Below are 17208 nucleotides of genomic sequence, written 5' to 3'. Positions count from 1 at the left end.
AAAACCGGGGCTGGCAAGAAAGCAAAGGTGAACGTGAGGCAGTTCACAGTTTCCAGTAATGGCGGGCTTTTCAGCCAGTGTGACGCTTACCTCATTTCCGGATCTTTCCATCTGTTTCTTGAAAAACGGACCGTTTTTGCGAGGTTTGCTGTCGAAAATTTAAGGTGAGCCCGCGGAGCCTTAATTACTATTTTGAGAACATTTCTCATTGGTGGGGGCCGTTATGACCGTACTACACAGCGTGGATTTTTTTCCTTCGGGAGCGTCGCCCGTCGCGATTGAGCCACGGCTCCCTCAGGCCGCGTTTCCGGAACATCATCATGATTTTCATGAGATTGTGATTGTGGAACACGGGACGGGCATTCACGTTTTCAACGGCCAGCCCTACACCATCAGCGGCGGGACGGTGTGCTTCGTGCGCGATCACGACAGGCACCTGTATGAACATACCGACAACCTGTGTCTGACCAACGTCCTCTACCGCTCGCCGGACGCGTTCCAGTTTCTCTCCGGGCTGAACCAGCTTCTGCCGCAGGAGAAGGACGGGCACTATCCGTCCCACTGGCGGGTGAACCAGTCCACGCTCCAGCAGGTGCGCGGTCTGGTGAGCCAGATGGAGCAGAGCGAAGACGGACAAGAAACGCACAACATTGCGACCCGCGAGCTGCTGTTTATGCAGCTGCTGGTGCTGCTGCGCCGCAGTAGCCTGGTGGAAGGGCTGGAGAATAACGATGCCCGGCTCAACCAGCTGATGGCCTGGCTGGAAGACCATTTCGCCGAAGACGTCTGCTGGGAAACGCTGGCGGATGACTTTTCCCTCTCGCTGCGCACCCTGCATCGCCAGCTTAAGCAGCATACCGGGCTGACGCCCCAGCGCTATCTCAATCGCCTGCGGCTGATCAAAGCGCGTCATCTGCTGCGCCATACGGACGATAGCGTGACCGATATCGCCTATCGCTGCGGTTTCGGCGACAGTAACCACTTTTCGACGCTGTTTCGCCGCGAATTTAGCTGGTCGCCGCGCGATATCCGCCAGGGGAAAGATGCCTCCCTTCAGTAACGCGAGGGCAGTCACCGTTTTTTTGCCGCAAACAGGCTAATAATGTTCGGTTATTTGCCGTTGAGGTCGTGGTGTGGCTGCTCAGTTGATTCTTCGCAAAGATGATTTTTTTGCCTCCGCCGGGCAGGCCGTCGCGGTGGCGGATCGCTATCCGCAAAACGTCTTTGCCGAACACACCCATGAATTTTGCGAGCTGGTGCTGGTGTGGCGCGGCAACGGCCTGCACGTTCTCAACGATCGCCCCTACCGCATCACGCGCGGCGACCTGTTTTACATCCGCGCTGAAGATAAACACTCCTATGCCTCGGTGAACGATCTGGTGTTGCAGAACGTCATCTACTGCCCCGACAGGCTGAAGCTTAACGTCGACTGGGCGGCGAACATCCCCGGTTTTAACGTTGATAAAAGCGCGCCGCACTGGCGGTTAAGCAGCAACGGCATGAACGCGGTGCGCCAGGTCATTACGCAGCTGGAGCAGGAGAGCCAGAAGAGCGATGCCCTGGCAAATCAGATGGCAGAGCTGCTGTTCGCCCAGCTGGTGATGACCCTCAAACGCTACCGTTACGCCACCGATAACCCTTCCGCCACGGAACAGGAGGCGCTGCTCGACAAGCTGATCACCACCCTTGCGGGAAGCCTGAACAGAAGCTTTGTGCTGGAGAAGTTTTGCGAGCAGGAGCAGTGCAGCGAGCGCGCCCTGCGCCAGCAGTTCCGCACCCAGACGGGCATGACGGTGAACCACTATCTGCGCCAGCTGCGCATCTGCCACGCGCAGTATCTGCTGCAACATACGGAGCTAATGGTGAGCGAAGTGGCGATGCGCTGCGGCTTTGAGGACAGCAACTACTTTTCGGTGGTGTTTAACCGCGAGGTGGGGATGACGCCGGTACAGTGGCGTCATCGCAGTCGGAAAGCGGCGTAATCAGTTTGCCATGCCGAGGCCAACGATATTGGCCGCGATAATAATCACCACGCAGCCCAGGCTCAGCACGCCCACCGGACGACGCCCGGCGTTGTTCCACTCTTTCAGCACCAGACCAACCAGCCCACCGCACAGCACGTAGAAGCTCATGTGCAGCATCCAGCTCATGTAGTCATACTGCGCCGGAATGCTGGCGTGGCCCCAGGCGTAGAAGAAGAACTGCAAATACCACATCAGGCCGCCGAGCGCGGAGAGCAGCACGTTGGTGATAATCAGCGGTTTTGCGATAGAGAAGTCGGCTTTTACCGACAGGTTCTTCACTTTTGCCAGACGAATGATGCAGTAGCCCAGGTTAACCAGCGCGCCGCCGCCCATGATCACCACGTAGCTTGGCAGCGCCACGTACAGCGGGTCGACGCCCAGCGCGGCGGCGGCCTCATGCATCGGTTTGGCGGCGTTCATCGCGAACGACATCCCGGCGGAGAAAATCCCGCACATCACCGCCAGCATCAGCCCTTTCTTCAGGTTGAAGTCTTCGGCCTTGATGCCCATTTTGCGCTCTTTCAGCTGGCCCGCGCGGGTCACAATGCCGACGCCGATCACCGCCACCAGCACGCCCAGCAGCGTCATGCGCCCGCCTTCGGTGTGGATCAGCACGTCGAAGTTGCCGTTGAGGATCGGCGTCATCAGGGTGCCGACAATCAGCGTAATGCCAATCGCGATGCCGATCCCCATCGACATGCCGAGATAGCGCATGGTCAGACCGTAGTTGATGTTACCGATGCCCCACATCGCGCCAAACAGAAAGACCGGCAGCAGGGTGGAGGCGCTAAAGGAGGAGAAATAGCCCCAGAAATCGGGGAGCAGCATGGCGCTGATGGTCCAGGGCAAAATCAGCCACGACACCGTACCGCCCACGGACCACATGGTTTCCCATGACCAATGTTTCACCTTTTTAAACGGGGCATAGAAACAGGCTGCACTGGCTGCGCCTATCAAATGCCAGAAAATACCCATCGTAATCGCATGATTCATTTTTACGTCCTCATCGTTTTTATATGTCGGTGGCTTCCCGCCGACTTGATGAGTGTAAAAATTAGGCGGATTGGGAACCTTCAGAAGGTTGCCGCACTTTCGTTTGGGATGGCAATCAACGCGTTAACCGCGTGAGCAGACTCACATATTCGGGAATGTGAGCAAATTGTATAACCTTATAAAAACTACGGCATTGATAATCATTTTCAATATCATTTAATTAACTATAATGAACCAACTGCTTACGCGGCATTAACAGCTGTGCCGCCCGACACTAATGGAGAGGATTATGAGTTATACACTGCCATCCCTGCCGTATGCCTATGACGCACTGGAACCGCATTTCGACAAGCAGACGATGGAAATCCATCACACTAAACACCACCAGACCTATGTGAACAACGCGAACGCCGCGCTGGAAAGCCTGCCAGAGTTCGCTAACCTGTCTGCTGAAGAGCTGATCGCTAAACTGGACCAGCTGCCAGCGGACAAGAAAACCGTTCTGCGCAACAACGCGGGCGGTCACGCTAACCACAGCCTGTTCTGGAAAGGCCTGAAAACCGGTACCACCCTGCAAGGTGACCTGAAAGCCGCTATCGAGCGCGACTTCGGCTCCGTTGACAACTTCAAAGCAGAGTTCGAGAAAGCGGCTGCAACCCGTTTCGGCTCTGGCTGGGCGTGGCTGGTACTGAAAGGTGACAAACTGGCGGTTGTTTCAACTGCAAACCAGGACTCCCCGCTGATGGGTGAAGCTATCTCTGGCGCATCCGGTTTCCCAATCCTGGGTCTGGACGTGTGGGAACACGCTTACTACCTGAAATTCCAGAACCGTCGCCCGGACTACATTAAAGCCTTCTGGGACGTGGTGAACTGGGACGAAGCCGCAGCGCGTTTCGCCGCTAAAAAATAAGGTTGCATTGACGCCTGTGAGAAGCGAGTCTGATGGCTCGCTTTTTTTGTATCTGCGTAATGGAGGCAGCAATGCATTACCCGGTAAACGTGTTCACAGGAAAGGTCAGGGACTACGACGGCAGCCGCCCGAGCGCTATCGCCAAAATCCAGGTCGACGGTGAGCTGACCTTAACCGACCTCGGACTGGCGGGCGATGAGCAGGCCGAAAAGAAGATCCACGGCGGGCCAGATCGCGCGCTGTGCCACTATCCACGCGAACATTATCAGCACTGGAAAACCGAATTCCCCGAACAGGCGGATCTGTTCGTGGCCCCCGCCTTTGGCGAGAATCTCTCCACCGACGGGCTGACCGAAAAGAACGTCTTCATCGGCGATATCTTCCGCTGGGGCGATGCCCTGATCCAGGTGACGCAGCCGCGCTCGCCGTGCTTCAAGCTCAACTATCATTTTGACATCAGCGATATGTCCGCACGGCTGCAAAGCGCGGGCAAAACCGGCTGGCTGTACCGGGTGGTGCTGGCGGGGCAAGTATTTGCCGACGCGCCGCTGGAGCTGGCCTCGCGCCTGAGCGATGTGTCGGTGTACGACGCCTGCGCAATCGCCTGGCATATGCCGTTTGACGACGAGCAGTATCACCGCCTGCTGTCGGCGGCGGGGTTATCGACAAGCTGGACAAGAACGATGCAGAAGCGGCGTTTAAGCGGCAAGATCGAGGATAATTCGCGGAGATTGTGGGGAAAGTAAACCACGGAAGAGAGTAGGCCGGGTAAGGCGAAGCCGCCACCCGGCATGTTTGCCTCTGCGCTGTAATTGCCCGGTGGCGCTGCGCTTACCGGGCCTACAGTTCAGTGCCAGAGAAAACTACAAACGCTTATACAGCGGCAGCCACAGCGTTAACCGTAATCCGCCCAGCGGGCTGTCGTCGGCCTTCACCCAGCCACGGTGCTGCTGCATCGCGGTTTCAACAATCGCCAGCCCCAGCCCCGTCCCGCCCGACTCGCGGTCGCGCGCTTCGTCGGTGCGGTAGAACGGACGGAAAATCTGCTCCCTGTCTTCCGGACTCACGCCTGGACCGTCGTCATCCACGATGATGGTGATGCCGTCTTTATCCACCGAGAACGCCACCTCAATCTTCGTGTGCGAGTAGCGCAGGGCGTTACGCACGATATTCTCCAGCGCGCTTTCCAGCGTGTTGGGGTTGCCGTACAGCGGCCAAGGCCCCGGCGGGAAGTTAACGGTGAACGACTTGCCCATCTGCTCGGCTTCGAACGCGGCGTTATCCAGCACCTCATGCCACAGGTGGTTGGCCTTCACCGTTTCGCTCACCAGCGCGTTTTTCTGCTGATTGCGCGACATGACCAGCAGGTCGTTGATCATGCTGTCCAGACGGTGCGCTTCGGTTTCAATACGCTCCAGCTCTTTGCTCTCACCGCTGCGACGACGCAGCAGCGCGGTGCCAAGCTGTAGGCGCGTGAGCGGAGTGCGCAACTCGTGCGATATATCCGACAGCAGACGCTGCTGCGCCGTCATCATGCGGTCAAGCGCGCTGACCATCTGGTTAAAGCTGGTCCCGGCGGCGAGGAACTCCTGCGGCCCGGCCTCCAGTTCCGGATGCTGTCTCAGGTTGCCCTGCGCCACCTCGTCGGCGGCGTTTTTCAGCTTACGCGCCGGTTTCGCCAGGCTCCACGCCAGCCAGAGTAGCAGCGGCGAGCTGACCAGCATCGTGACGATCAGCAGCAGCAGCGGACGGTCAAACAGCAGGTTGATAAAGTCGGACTGGGAATTGCTCGCAGGGCGGATCAGATACAGCTGGTAGTTATCTTCCCCATCTCTCACCGAGAAAGGGCCCACCATTTCTACCCGACCGTATTTTTTCTTCTGAGGATGATCGGCGTTATCCGCCTGGCCAATGAAGTTACGGATAATCTGCATTTCATTGCGATCGGCCCCAATTACGCGGCCTTCGCTGGTCACCAGCAGCAGGCGTTGCCCGGGCGGTGCCCACTTGTCGATAGCGCGAAACAGCCTGCGCCACCACATTAAATCGTTCGGCGGATCGTTTGCCAGCTCGGCCTCTACGTGCTGCTCGATCATCACGCCCTGGCGCTGCTCGCTGTCGAGAAGCTCCGTCATCTGGCGTGAGTCGAGTTTTGGCAACATCAAAACGAGCATCAAAACCAGTGCCAGCGTCAGCCAGAAAATGGCGAAGATGCGGGCGGTTAAGCTGCCTATCATGAAGCGGAAACCATCAGATAACCGCGTCCACGCAGGGTTTTAAACCACGGGTGACCGTCTTTGCGTTCCGGCAGTTTACGGCGCAGGTTAGAGATATGCATGTCGATAGCGCGGTCAAACGGCGTGAGGCGTTTACCCAGCACTTCCTGACTCAAATGTTCACGCGATACCACCTGGCCCAAATGCTGCGCCAGCAGATAAAGCAGGGTGAACTCGGTGCCGGTTAATTCCAGCGTTTCGCCGTCGAAGCTCGCTTCCTGGCGGCCCGGATTCAGGCTCAGGGAGTCCACTTCCAGCGTTGGTGAGCTGTTGTCGGTATTCTGCTGCTGTTCGCTCCAGTGGGAACGACGCAGGATAGCGCGAATACGGGCGACCAGTTCACGGTCGTTGAACGGTTTCGGGAGATAGTCATCCGCGCCCAGCTCAAGGCCGAGAACACGGTCAAGTTCGCTGCCGCGTGCGGTCAGCATGATAACGGGGGTCTGGTGTGTCTGGCGAAGCTCTTTCAACGTATCGATACCGTTCTTCTTTGGCATCATCACGTCGAGCAAAAGTAAATCGATGCTGTCGTCAAGGAGACTCAGCGCCTGCTCGCCATCGTGGGCGACCAGAACGTTGAAACCTTCCATGTCGAGCAACTCTTTTAAAAGAGATGTGAGCTCTCGGTCATCATCAACTAACAGGATCTTATTCATTGTTTAAATACCTCCGAGGCAGAAATTACGACATCAAGGCTATCTAATCCATGACTTTACGTTGTTTTACACCCCCTGACGCATGTTTGCAGCCTGAATCGTAGACTGTCTCTCGTTGAATCGCGACACGAAAGATTTTGGGAGCAAGTGATGCGCAAAGTTACCGCTGCCGTCATGGCCTCAACGCTGGCCTTCAGTGCGTTTAGCCAGGCTGCTGTAACCACTACCGGCGACAACATGTTCTCCGGCGAGAACGCAGCGCAGAACAGCAGCCAAAGCCATATGTTCGACGGCATAAGTTTAACCGAACATCAGCGTCAACAGATGCGAGATCTGATGCAGAGGGCAAGACACGACCAGCCCCCTGTTAATGTTAGCGAAATGGAGACAATGCATCGCCTTGTCACCGCAGAAAATTTTGACGAAAGCGCTGTACGCGCTCAGGCAGAAAAAATGGCGCAGGTACTGGTTGCCCGTCAGGTCGAAATGGCCAAAGTCCGCAACCAAATGTTCCATCTGCTATCGCCCGAGCAGCAAGCGGTTTTGAACGAGAAACATCAGCAACGAATGGACCAGTTGCGTGAGGTTGCACGGATGCAGCGAAGCTCAGAAACAACGTTTTTCAGTAGCAATAGCAACACCCGTAGTAACCAGTAAACCCTGTTTTCCTTGCCATAGACACCATCCCTGTCTTCCCCCACATGATGTGGGGGTTTTTTTTGCCCTTCGTTCAGCTTTGTTAACCGTTTATTCATCCTTAGACTCTCCACCCATCCGTTATACTAGCGGCATGGCATGACAGGAGCGTTTATGAATCAAACCTATGGACGGCTGGTAAGCCGGGCAGCAATTGCCGCGACGGTTATGGCGTCGTGCTTGCTGATAATTAAAATCTTCGCGTGGTGGTATACCGGCTCGGTCAGTATTCTGGCGGCGCTGGTGGATTCGCTCGTGGATATTGCGGCTTCGCTGACCAATCTTCTGGTGGTGCGCTATTCGCTGCAACCGGCGGATGAAGAGCACACCTTTGGCCACGGCAAGGCGGAATCGCTGGCGGCGCTGGCGCAAAGCATGTTTATCTCCGGCTCCGCGCTGTTCCTGTTTTTGACCGGCATTCAGCATCTGGTGACGCCAACGCCGATGAAAGATCCCGGCGTCGGCGTGGTGGTCACGATAGTTGCACTTATAAGCACTTTAGTTCTTGTAACCTTCCAGCGTTGGGTGGTTCGCAAAACGCAAAGTCAGGCTGTACGGGCAGATATGCTTCATTATCAGTCTGATGTTATGATGAATGGCGCGATTCTTATTGCGCTCGGACTTGCCTGGTATGGCTGGCATCGCGCCGATGCATTATTCGCGTTAGGGATTGGCATCTATATTCTTTATAGCGCCTTGCGGATGGGTTACGAAGCGGTGCAATCGCTGCTCGATCGCGCGCTTCCCGATGCAGAACGTGATGAAATTTATACCATTGTGACATCCTGGCCTGGGGTCAGCGGTGCTCACGATCTTCGTACGCGGCAGTCAGGGCCGACCCGCTTTATTCAGATTCATTTAGAAATGGAAGACAACCTGCCGCTGGTTCAGGCGCATTTAGTGGCTGAACAGGTTGAGCAGGCGATTTTGCAGCGCTTTCCTGGATCGGATGTCATCATTCACCAGGATCCCTGTTCAGTCGTACCCGGACATTTTGAGCTTTCGTAATTCGTTGTAAAAAAGTGAGCCAGGCCAGCATTTTGTGTATAAATTACCGCCATTTGGTCTGACCTGAATCAATTCAGCTGGAAGTGATTGATATACTATTTGCAGTATTCGTTGGTCGAACAATTTCTTCCGGCAACAGATTTCAATTTTGCATTCCTAAGTTCAGAGGTAGTCATGATTAAGAAAATCGGTGTGTTGACAAGCGGCGGTGATGCGCCCGGCATGAACGCGGCAATTCGTGGGGTTGTCCGTGCAGCGCTGACGGAAGGCCTGGAAGTTTTTGGTGTTTATGACGGTTACCTGGGTCTGTATGAAGACCGTATGGTTCAGCTCGACCGCTATAGCGTGTCAGACATGATTAACCGTGGCGGTACCTTCCTCGGTTCCGCGCGCTTCCCGGAATTCCGTGACGAACACATCCGTGAAGTGGCTATCGAAAATATGAAGAAACGTGGCCTGGACGCGCTGGTCGTTATCGGCGGCGACGGTTCTTATATGGGTGCAAAACGTCTGACTGAAATGGGCTTCCCGTGCATCGGTCTGCCGGGCACCATCGACAACGACATCAAAGGTACTGACTACACCATCGGTTTCTTCACCGCACTGGGTACCGTTGTTGAAGCGATTGACCGCCTGCGTGACACCTCTTCTTCACACCAGCGTATCTCCATCGTTGAAGTGATGGGCCGTTACTGTGGCGATCTGACCCTGGCAGCGGCTATTGCCGGTGGCTGTGAGTTCATCGTGGTGCCTGAAGTTGAATTCAGCCGCGAAGACCTGGTTAACGAAATCAAAGCGGGCATCGCGAAAGGTAAGAAACACGCGATCGTGGCCATCACCGAGCACATCTGTGACGTTGACGAGCTGGCGAAGTACATCGAAACCGAAACCAAACGTGAAACCCGTGCGACCGTTCTGGGTCACATCCAGCGTGGCGGTTCCCCGGGCCCATACGACCGTATCCTGGCCTCCCGCATGGGGGCATATGCGATCGATCTGCTGTTGCAGGGCCACGGCGGCCGCTGCGTCGGTATTCAGAACGAAAAACTGGTTCACCATGACATCATCGACGCGATTGAAAACATGAAGCGTCCGTTCAAAGGTGACTGGCTGGACTGCGCGAAAAAACTGTACTGATCGGCGTTTATATTGTGCCGGGTGGCGCAAGGTAAATGCAAAACGGTAACCTATGGGTTACCGTTTTTTTATGTTTGCGCCCTCTCCCGTGGGAGAGGGTTGGGGTGAGGGCATCAGGCCTCTCACACGGGTTTATATATTCCTCCTCGTTATAGCCAATCTTTTTTTATTCTTTAATCATTGGTTATCTTTCTGGCACGCTGCATTCATCAAAAACATCACACAAGAGAGCTGGGCGATGAATAAATGGGGCGTGGGGTTAACATTATTGCTGGCATCGACCAGCGTTCTGGCTAAGGACATCCAGTTACTGAACGTGTCGTACGACCCGACGCGTGAGCTGTACGATCAATACAACAAGGCCTTTGCGGCGCACTACAAACAGGAAACCGGCGATAACGTGGTGATCCGCCAGTCGCACGGCGGCTCCGGCAAACAGGCGACCTCAGTGATTAACGGTATTGAAGCCGATGTGGTGACCCTGGCGCTGGCCTACGACGTTGACGCGATTGCGGAACGTGGCCGTATTGATAAAAACTGGATCAAACGCCTGCCGGACAACTCCGCGCCGTACACCTCGACCATCGTTTTCCTTGTGCGCAAAGGCAACCCAAAACACATTAAAGACTGGAACGACCTGATCAAGCCGGGCGTATCGGTCATCACCCCGAACCCGAAAAGCTCCGGCGGCGCACGCTGGAACTATCTCGCAGCCTGGGGCTACGCGCTGCACCACAACAACGGCGATCAGGCAAAAGCGCAGGAGTTCGTGAAAGCGCTGTTTAAAAACGTTGAAGTGCTGGATTCCGGCGCGCGTGGCGCAACCAACACCTTCGTGGAACGCGGTATCGGCGACGTGCTGATTGCGTGGGAAAACGAAGCGCTGCTGGCGACTAACGAGCTGGGCAAAGACAAATTCGAGATCGTGACGCCAAGCGAGTCTATCCTCGCCGAACCGACCGTATCTATCGTAGATAAAGTGGTCGAGAAGAAAGACACCAAAGCGGTGGCGGAAGCTTACCTGAAGTATCTCTACTCGCCGGAAGGCCAGGAAATTGCGGCGAAGAACTTCTACCGTCCGCGCGACCCGGCGGTGGCGAAGAAATACGAAGGCGAGTTCCCGAAACTGAAACTCTTCACCATTGATGACGAGTTTGGCGGCTGGACCAAAGCGCAGAAAGAGCACTTCTCCAACGGCGGCACTTTCGACCAGATCAGTAAGCGCTAAGCGCTGACAGCGAACGACACGGTGACCCGGTGTGAGAAATCCACCGGGTTTTTTATTTGGTCATCTTTTTGCGTTACTCTTTCACGTCAAATGGATACGGGGAACGCGCTGTGAAAAAGATTATTCTGTTGATTCTGGTTGTCGTCGTGCTTGCCGCCGGCGGCTGGTTCTGGATGAAGTCCGGCAACCCAAACGCCTTACGCCATATCGTTCTTGACCAGTGCGTGCCGAATCAGCAGCAACATCGTAACCCGGCGCCGTGCGCGCAGGTGAAGACGGATGCGGGCTACGTGGTGTTTAAAGACCGCAACGGGCCGCTGCAATATCTGCTGATGCCCACCTACCGCATCAACGGCACCGAAAGCCCGCTGCTGACCGAATCCCACACGCCCAATTTCTTCTGGCTGGCGTGGCAGTCGCGCAACTTTATGAGCATGAAAAGAGGCTCAGACGTCCCGGACAGCGCCGTTTCGCTGACCATCAACTCCCCGACCGGCCGCACGCAAAACCATTTCCACATTCACATCTCCTGCCTGCGCCCGGACGTGCGTGAAAAGCTCGACGCCAGCCAGGGGCAAATCAGTACCCAGTGGCTGCCTTTCCCCGGCGGGCTGGAGGGACACGAATATCTCGCCCGCCGCGTGACGGAAAACGAGCTGGTTCAGCGCAGCCCTTTTATGATGCTCGCGGAAGAACTGCCGGAAGCGCGTGACCACATGGGGCGCTTTGCGCTGGCGATGGCGCAGCAGTCGGACGGCTCCTTCGTGCTGCTGGCAACCGAGCGTAATTTGCTGGCCCTTAACCGCGCATCTGCTGAGGAATTGCAGGATCATCAATGCGATATCCTGAATTGACCCCACCATAAATAGCGTTTACTCGCGCTGCCTGTCGCCGTAGACTGCTGAAAAAATCTACAGGAGACAGGTATGTCGCTCTGGTTTACTCACCCTCTGTTCCTGCCCTCGCTGATTGTTGGCGTCACCATCGTGCTGTGGGCGACGTCGCTGCTGCCGGAGTTTCTGACCGCGCTGCTGTTTTTCACCGTGGCGATGGCCGCCAGAATCGCGCCGCCGGAGGTCATCTTCGGTGGCTTTGCCTCGTCGGCGTTCTGGCTGGTGTTCAGCGGATTTGTGCTGGGCGTGGCGATCCGCAAAACCGGCCTCGCGGACCGGGCGGCGCGGGCGTTGTCCGCCAGGCTCACCGATTCGTGGCCGCTGATGGTGGCAAGCGTCGTGCTGCTGAGCTACGCGCTGGCGTTTGTGATGCCGTCGAACATGGGGCGTATCGCGCTGCTGATGCCCATCGTGGCGGCGATGGCGAAACGCGCCGGTATTCCTGACGGCTCCCGCGCCTGGTTTGGCCTGGCGCTGGCGGTGGGTTTCGGGACCTTCCAGCTTTCGGCAACCATTCTTCCGGCTAACGTGCCGAATCTGGTCATGAGCGGCGCGGCGGAAGGCTCGTACGGGATCCATCTGAACTACGTGCCGTATCTGCTCCTGCACACGCCGGTGCTGGGCATTCTCAAAGGACTGATTCTGATTGGGCTGATCTGCTGGCTCTTTCCCGGTAGCCCGAAACCCGCGCGGGATCTGACCCCGCCGGAACCGATGGGGCGCGACGAAAAGCGCCTCGCCTGGCTGCTGGCGGTGGTGCTGGTGATGTGGGTTACCGAGAGCTTGCACGGTATCGGCCCGGCGTGGACGGGGCTTGCAGCCTCGGTCATCGTGCTGCTGCCGCGCGTCGGGTTTATCACCGGCGAAGAGTTTTCAACGGGCGTAAATATGCGCACCTGTATTTACGTGGCGGGGATCCTCGGGCTGGCCATCACCGTGACGCAGACCGGGATCGGCGCCGCCGTGGGTGACGCGCTGCTGCACGTAATGCCGCTGGACGCCGATAAGCCGTTCACCAGCTTCCTCGCGCTGACCGGGATCACCACGGCGCTCAACTTCATTATGACCGCCAACGGCGTGCCGGCGCTGTACACTACGCTTGCGCAGAGCTTTTCGGACGCAACCGGCTTTCCGCTGCTGTCGGTGATTATGATTCAGGTGCTGGGCTACTCCACGCCGCTGCTGCCGTATCAGGCATCGCCGATTGTGGTCGCAATGGGATTAGGGAAGGTGCCTGCGAAGGCGGGGATGCTGCTTTGTCTGGCGCTGGCCGTTGCAACCTATCTGGTGCTGCTGCCGCTGGATTATCTGTGGTTTAGCGTGCTGGGACGCTTATAAAAAAAGCCCGGTGGCGCTAACGCTTACCGGGCCTACGATCCTGTCGTGCGGACGGGCGATTACGCCTGTTTAGCCGCTTCTGCTGCTTTAACGATGACCGCGAAAGCGTCAGCTTTCAGGGATGCACCGCCAACCAGCGCGCCGTCGATGTCTGGCTGGGTGAACAGCTCAGCCGCGTTGGCTGCGTTTACGGAACCGCCGTACTGGATGATCACTTGCTCAGCCACTTTCGCGTCTGCTTTAGCAATGTGGTCACGGATGAATTTGTGAACGGCCTGTGCCTGCGCTGGGGTTGCAGATTTGCCAGTACCGATTGCCCATACTGGTTCGTAAGCGATGACTGCGCCTTCGAATGCCGCTGCGCCCTGCGTTTTCAGAACCGCGTCGATCTGACGTGCGCAGACTTCTTCGGTTTTGCCCGCTTCGTTTTCAGCTTCGGTTTCACCGATGCACAGAACCGGGATCAGACCCTGCTCTTTCAGCACAGCGAATTTCTTCGCGATGAACTCGTCGGATTCTTTGTGGTAGGTACGACGCTCAGAGTGGCCGATGATGATGTATTTCGCGCCGATATCTTTCAGCATTTCAGCGGAGGTTTCACCGGTGAATGCGCCAGACAGGTTAACGTCAACGTTCTGCGCGCCCAGCACGATGTGGCTGCCGTCTGCGGCACGTTTAGCCAGGTCCAGGTACATATCAGGTGGAGCGATAGCTACCGCGCAACCCGTTACGCCAGCCAGCTCTTTGCGCAGGTTAGCAACCAGTTCGTTTACCATGTGGCGGCTGCCGTTCAGTTTCCAGTTACCCATCACTAAAGGATGTCGCATTTTAATTCTCCACGCTAAATAAGCGAATTAAGGAATATGGCCACCCTGACGGGCAGCATGGTCTGTGAATCAGTATAGAGATTTTCCCCTGAAAGGCTTTGCTTTTTGTCATTAATTCGCCCCTCCGAGAGTGTCAGATAGTGCCAGCTTAATCGGTTCAACAGCGAAGGTCAGTCCCTTTTCGCCGTTATCTGCGACAACATAGCGGATCGCGCCTTCGGTTTCGGCGTGGTAGTGCTTGTTTTTCCCCGCCGCCAGCAGCTTTTGCAGCTTTTGCTGGCTTTGCGCTTTGGTCAGGGGCGGAGTAAAGGCGCGTAAAATGGCGCTCATGTACTCCAGCGCTTTTGCCTTCGCGGCTTTCTGCTCTGGCCCCTGAATCGGCAGCCAGGTTATCTGCATACTTTTGATTTTTAACGTGCCGCGCTCTAATGCCGTCGACGCGTATAAATTCTCGTTAATTTTGCTGGCGGCGCGGGTCAGCGTCGGGGTATCGCGCGCGCTATCAATGGCGCGAAACTCCTCCAGCGGCAGCGTGGGGTTGTCCCGGTTAAAGGCTTCACGAAACTGGCTGATGGATTGATCGAACGAGGGGGCGCCTGCCAGCAGATAAGGTGCGGTGGCGGGGGCGGGCGTGTCGGCGGCGCGCAGAGAAAAACTGGCACCCAGCAGGGTTAAACACAGTAAAAAGGCATGTGCTGAACTTTTCATCAATCGTACCCCTGGCCGTTAGTGCCCATGATTAAAACGATATCTGGTCGGCTTGTCAAAAGGTCACAACTCCAGGGTAAAATGGCGGCAATATAATAATGAAGGAACCTTACATGACCATACAGCAGTGGCTGTTTTCATTCAAAGGGCGTATCGGGCGCCGTGATTTCTGGATCTGGATAGTGACGTGGGTCGTCGCCATGCTGATCCTGTTTTTTGTCGCTAACCGCGCCTGGTTGAGCACCCAAACTGCCGCGTTTGCGCTGGTCTGTTTACTCTGGCCGACGGCCGCCGTGGTGGTGAAACGTCTGCACGATCGCGGGCGCTCCGGCGCGTGGGCGTTTCTGATTATTGTGGCGTGGATGTTGATAGGCGGGAACTGGTCAATGCTGCCGTCCATCCTGCCGTGGGTCGTGGGCCTGCTGCTGCCAACGATTATTTTCGTGATGATGCTTGTCGATCTGGGCGCGTTTATCGGCACCCAGAACGAAAACAAGTATGGAAAAGATACGCTCGACGTGAAGTTCCGCTGATCACCAGTAGTGTTCAGCCGTCATATGGCCCGGTCGACGACGAAGATGTTTTGTCATCTGCCGGGAATCTTTCAGAAGCTGCTGCGTATCCCGAACCATCTGCGGGTTACCGCACAGCATCACATGGCTGGTGTCGGCCGTCATCGGCAGGCCAACCGCCTCTTCCAGCGCACCGCTTTCAATTAACGCCGGGACGCGCCCCGTCAGCGAGCCTGCCGTCGTTTCGCGACTGACCACGGTCTGGATTTTCAGCTTCCCGCCGTACTGCTGTTCAAGCTTCTGCATTTGCGGAAGATAGCTTAAGTCGGCGGCGTAGCGCGCGGCGTGAACCAGCACGATGTTTTTGAATCGCTCCAGATCCTTGCCGTACTCCAGGATAGACAGGTAAGGGCCGATAGCCGTACCGGTTGCCAGCATCCACAGGGTATCGCAGTCCGGAACTTCCTCCAGCACGAAGAAACCCGCCGCTTCGCTCACGATCTGCACATCATCCCCTGGCTTCAGCGCGGCAAGGCGCGGGCTGAGTTTGCCGTCCGGGACGGTGACAAGATAAAACTCAAGATCGGGGTTATCTGGCGCATTCACGTAGGAGTAGGCGCGCTGCACGCGCTCGCCGTCGACATCCAGCCCCAGCTTGGCAAATTGCCCGGCCGTAAACGGTTTGATGGGCGCGTGGACGGTGAGACTAAATAGCGCATCGGTCCAGAATTGTATCTTTGTGACTTTACCTGTTACCCAGTCCGCCATGATCTTCTCCTGTGCTGTTTCTCTGTTCTATCTTCCGTACTTGTGATGACAATTTCCAGCCCGTTCGGGCCGGAAAGCTCTATCGATCAAACGGTTTTACAGAATGTGCGTCTGTACGTCCGGGTCTTTACGGTCGAGATAGTGAATCGACTGGATGCGGCGAATGGTACGCGATTTACCCCGGATCAGCAGCGTTTCGGTGGTCGCCATGTTGCCCTTGCGGGTGATGCCGTCCAGCAGATCGCCTTTGGTAATGCCGGTGGCGGAGAAGACCACGTTGTCGCTGCGCGCCATGTCGTTCAGCGCGAGCACTTTGTTGGCTTCAATGCCCATCGCGGCGCAGCGTGCCAGTTCGTCTTCACCGATACGACGGTTCTCCGGCGTGTCGCCTTTGACGTCATGACGTGCCAGCAGGCGTGCCTGCATGTCGCCGTCCAGCGCGCGGATCACCGCCGCCGACACTACGCCTTCCGGCGCACCGCCAATCCCGTACAGCACGTCCACTTCGCTGTCCGGCATACAGGTCAGAATCGAGGCCGCCACGTCGCCATCGGGAATGGCAAACACGCGCACGCCAAGCTTTTGCATCTGGGCAATGGTGGCGTCGTGGCGCGGTTTCGCCAGAATGGTGACGGTGAGTTCGCTAAGGGGTTTGTCCAGCGCGTGGGCAACGTTGCGCAGGTTCTCTTCCAGCGGCAGGCTGAGGTCGATAGCACCTTTCGCGCCGGGGCCGACAATCAGCTTTTCCATGTACATGTCCGGCGCGTTAAGGAAACAGCCTTTGTCGCCGACGGCCAGCACGGCCAGCGCGTTGGCCTGGCCCATCGCCGTCATGCGGGTGCCTTCAATCGGGTCGACCGCGATATCCACGGCATCGCCTTTGCCCGTCCCGACTTTTTCGCCGATGTAGAGCATCGGGGCTTCGTCGATCTCGCCTTCACCAATCACGATGGTGCCGTCGATGTTGACCTGGTTGAGCACAATGCGCATGGCATGAACGGCAGCGCCGTCAGCGGTATTTTTGTCGCCACGACCCAGCCATTTATAGCCTGCCAGCGCGGCGGCTTCGGTGACGCGGGAAAACTCGATAGCTAATTCACGTTTCATGAGGTACTCGTGCAATTAAAAGGAATTGCACGAAGTTTATCACAGAGTGGGGAGGGGGGCGGGGGCCGGTGCGGTCGGAGCCCCCCCCCCCCCAACCCCCCCCCCCCCCCCCCCCCCCCCCCCCCCC

Annotated in this window: 18 protein-coding genes; 11 read left to right on the top strand and 7 right to left on the bottom strand. The window is 56.8% G+C overall.

Annotation, left to right across the window (positions count from 1 at the left end; all coding sequences use genetic code 11):
* The first annotated feature begins 223 nt into the window (after positions 1 to 223).
* On the top strand, positions 224 to 1060 hold the full coding sequence (rhaS, locus tag ACSVHP_RS20230) for an HTH-type transcriptional activator RhaS (protein ID WP_417315559.1): 837 nt from the start codon (positions 224 to 226) through the stop codon (positions 1058 to 1060).
* 73 nt (positions 1061 to 1133) lie between these two features.
* Complete coding sequence (rhaR, locus tag ACSVHP_RS20225) at positions 1134 to 1982, top strand: HTH-type transcriptional activator RhaR (RefSeq protein ID WP_234672884.1); 849 nt, start codon at positions 1134 to 1136, stop codon at positions 1980 to 1982.
* Here the strand turns inward: rhaR and rhaT are convergent, their stop codons facing one another.
* Positions 1983 to 3017, bottom strand: a complete 1035-nt coding sequence (rhaT, locus tag ACSVHP_RS20220) for an L-rhamnose/proton symporter RhaT (RefSeq protein ID WP_234672886.1) — start codon at positions 3015 to 3017, stop codon at positions 1983 to 1985.
* Between the two features lie 289 nt (positions 3018 to 3306).
* Here rhaT and sodA point away from each other — a divergent pair, with 289 nt between their 5' ends.
* Together sodA and yiiM are read left to right on the top strand one after the other, a co-directional pair.
* On the top strand, positions 3307 to 3927 hold the full coding sequence (sodA, locus tag ACSVHP_RS20215; protein ID WP_126546055.1) for a superoxide dismutase [Mn]: 621 nt from the start codon (positions 3307 to 3309) through the stop codon (positions 3925 to 3927).
* A 71-nt stretch (positions 3928 to 3998) separates the two neighbouring features.
* Positions 3999 to 4673, top strand: coding sequence for a 6-hydroxyaminopurine reductase (gene yiiM / locus ACSVHP_RS20210; protein WP_447552843.1), 675 nt, complete (start codon positions 3999 to 4001; stop codon positions 4671 to 4673).
* Between the two features lie 117 nt (positions 4674 to 4790).
* Here yiiM and cpxA read toward each other — a convergent pair whose 3' ends face one another.
* Entirely contained in the window at positions 4791 to 6164 is a 1374-nt protein-coding gene (gene cpxA, locus ACSVHP_RS20205) for an envelope stress sensor histidine kinase CpxA (RefSeq protein WP_447552841.1), read from the bottom strand.
* Complete coding sequence (gene cpxR, locus ACSVHP_RS20200) at positions 6161 to 6859, bottom strand: envelope stress response regulator transcription factor CpxR (protein WP_003862004.1); 699 nt, start codon at positions 6857 to 6859, stop codon at positions 6161 to 6163. Before cpxR ends, cpxA begins: the two co-directional genes overlap by 4 nt.
* Positions 6860 to 7009: 150 nt before the next feature.
* On the opposite strand from cpxR, the gene cpxP reads away from it, so the two are divergent.
* The 6 genes from cpxP (at position 7010) to ACSVHP_RS20170 (ending at position 13159) form a co-directional block, all read left to right on the top strand.
* On the top strand, positions 7010 to 7516 hold the full coding sequence (gene cpxP / locus ACSVHP_RS20195) for a cell-envelope stress modulator CpxP (protein WP_234672890.1): 507 nt from the start codon (positions 7010 to 7012) through the stop codon (positions 7514 to 7516).
* 153 nt (positions 7517 to 7669) lie between these two features.
* Positions 7670 to 8563: a CDF family cation-efflux transporter FieF gene (fieF, locus tag ACSVHP_RS20190; RefSeq protein ID WP_234672892.1), complete on the top strand. Its 894-nt coding sequence runs from the start codon at positions 7670 to 7672 to the stop codon at positions 8561 to 8563.
* A 174-nt stretch (positions 8564 to 8737) separates the two neighbouring features.
* Positions 8738 to 9700, top strand: coding sequence for a 6-phosphofructokinase (gene pfkA / locus ACSVHP_RS20185; protein WP_234672894.1), 963 nt, complete (start codon positions 8738 to 8740; stop codon positions 9698 to 9700).
* A 238-nt stretch (positions 9701 to 9938) separates the two neighbouring features.
* Positions 9939 to 10928, top strand: a complete 990-nt coding sequence (locus ACSVHP_RS20180) for a sulfate ABC transporter substrate-binding protein (RefSeq protein ID WP_417315569.1) — start codon at positions 9939 to 9941, stop codon at positions 10926 to 10928.
* 110 nt (positions 10929 to 11038) lie between these two features.
* Positions 11039 to 11782: a CDP-diacylglycerol diphosphatase gene (locus ACSVHP_RS20175; protein ID WP_447552840.1), complete on the top strand. Its 744-nt coding sequence runs from the start codon at positions 11039 to 11041 to the stop codon at positions 11780 to 11782.
* Positions 11783 to 11854: 72 nt separating this feature from the next.
* Entirely contained in the window at positions 11855 to 13159 is a 1305-nt protein-coding gene (locus tag ACSVHP_RS20170; RefSeq protein WP_447552839.1) for an SLC13 family permease, read from the top strand.
* Between the two features lie 59 nt (positions 13160 to 13218).
* Here the strand turns inward: ACSVHP_RS20170 and tpiA are convergent, their stop codons facing one another.
* A complete protein-coding gene (gene tpiA / locus ACSVHP_RS20165) occupies positions 13219 to 13986 on the bottom strand; it encodes a triose-phosphate isomerase (protein ID WP_234672902.1) in 768 nt (255 codons plus the stop codon).
* Between the two features lie 111 nt (positions 13987 to 14097).
* On the bottom strand, positions 14098 to 14694 hold the full coding sequence (locus tag ACSVHP_RS20160; protein ID WP_234672904.1) for a DUF1454 family protein: 597 nt from the start codon (positions 14692 to 14694) through the stop codon (positions 14098 to 14100).
* A 113-nt stretch (positions 14695 to 14807) separates the two neighbouring features.
* Between ACSVHP_RS20160 and ACSVHP_RS20155 the strand changes: the two genes are divergently transcribed.
* Positions 14808 to 15227 carry a DUF805 domain-containing protein gene (locus ACSVHP_RS20155; protein ID WP_234672906.1) on the top strand — a complete coding sequence of 140 codons (420 nt, stop codon included), beginning with the start codon at positions 14808 to 14810 and terminating at the stop codon, positions 15225 to 15227.
* On the opposite strand, the gene fpr is transcribed toward ACSVHP_RS20155, so the two are convergent.
* Both fpr and glpX read right to left on the bottom strand, forming a co-directional pair.
* The gene (gene fpr / locus ACSVHP_RS20150) at positions 15228 to 15974 is read right to left on the bottom strand and encodes a ferredoxin--NADP(+) reductase (RefSeq protein ID WP_447552837.1); all 747 of its coding nucleotides are present in this window, start codon (positions 15972 to 15974) and stop codon (positions 15228 to 15230) included.
* Positions 15975 to 16070: 96 nt separating this feature from the next.
* Positions 16071 to 17081 (bottom strand): class II fructose-bisphosphatase, encoded by a 1011-nt coding sequence (gene glpX, locus ACSVHP_RS20145; RefSeq protein ID WP_447552835.1) that lies wholly within the window; start codon positions 17079 to 17081, stop codon positions 16071 to 16073.
* Positions 17082 to 17208 lie beyond the last annotated feature (127 nt).

The sequence above is a fragment of the Enterobacter sp. 186315 genome, assembly GCF_053290175.1.
Note: the sequence above shows the minus strand (reverse complement) of the source record. Positions and strands in the feature narration are given on the sequence as shown.

Excerpts from the sequence above, each read along its gene's own strand:
- cpxA (WP_447552841.1), bottom strand. The coding sequence starts at position 6,164 with ATGATAGGCAGCTTAACCGCCCGCATCTTCGCCATTTTCTGGCTGACG.
- fpr (WP_447552837.1), bottom strand. The coding sequence starts at position 15,974 with ATGGCGGACTGGGTAACAGGTAAAGTCACAAAGATACAATTCTGGACC.
- ACSVHP_RS20180 (WP_417315569.1), top strand. The coding sequence starts at position 9,939 with ATGAATAAATGGGGCGTGGGGTTAACATTATTGCTGGCATCGACCAGC.
- cpxP (WP_234672890.1), top strand. The coding sequence starts at position 7,010 with ATGCGCAAAGTTACCGCTGCCGTCATGGCCTCAACGCTGGCCTTCAGT.
- ACSVHP_RS20160 (WP_234672904.1), bottom strand. The coding sequence starts at position 14,694 with ATGAAAAGTTCAGCACATGCCTTTTTACTGTGTTTAACCCTGCTGGGT.
- ACSVHP_RS20170 (WP_447552839.1), top strand. The coding sequence starts at position 11,855 with ATGTCGCTCTGGTTTACTCACCCTCTGTTCCTGCCCTCGCTGATTGTT.
- sodA (WP_126546055.1), top strand. The coding sequence starts at position 3,307 with ATGAGTTATACACTGCCATCCCTGCCGTATGCCTATGACGCACTGGAA.
- yiiM (WP_447552843.1), top strand. The coding sequence starts at position 3,999 with ATGCATTACCCGGTAAACGTGTTCACAGGAAAGGTCAGGGACTACGAC.
- fieF (WP_234672892.1), top strand. The coding sequence starts at position 7,670 with ATGAATCAAACCTATGGACGGCTGGTAAGCCGGGCAGCAATTGCCGCG.
- rhaT (WP_234672886.1), bottom strand. The coding sequence starts at position 3,017 with ATGAATCATGCGATTACGATGGGTATTTTCTGGCATTTGATAGGCGCA.
- ACSVHP_RS20155 (WP_234672906.1), top strand. The coding sequence starts at position 14,808 with ATGACCATACAGCAGTGGCTGTTTTCATTCAAAGGGCGTATCGGGCGC.
- glpX (WP_447552835.1), bottom strand. The coding sequence starts at position 17,081 with ATGAAACGTGAATTAGCTATCGAGTTTTCCCGCGTCACCGAAGCCGCC.
- rhaS (WP_417315559.1), top strand. The coding sequence starts at position 224 with ATGACCGTACTACACAGCGTGGATTTTTTTCCTTCGGGAGCGTCGCCC.
- tpiA (WP_234672902.1), bottom strand. The coding sequence starts at position 13,986 with ATGCGACATCCTTTAGTGATGGGTAACTGGAAACTGAACGGCAGCCGC.
- cpxR (WP_003862004.1), bottom strand. The coding sequence starts at position 6,859 with ATGAATAAGATCCTGTTAGTTGATGATGACCGAGAGCTCACATCTCTT.
- pfkA (WP_234672894.1), top strand. The coding sequence starts at position 8,738 with ATGATTAAGAAAATCGGTGTGTTGACAAGCGGCGGTGATGCGCCCGGC.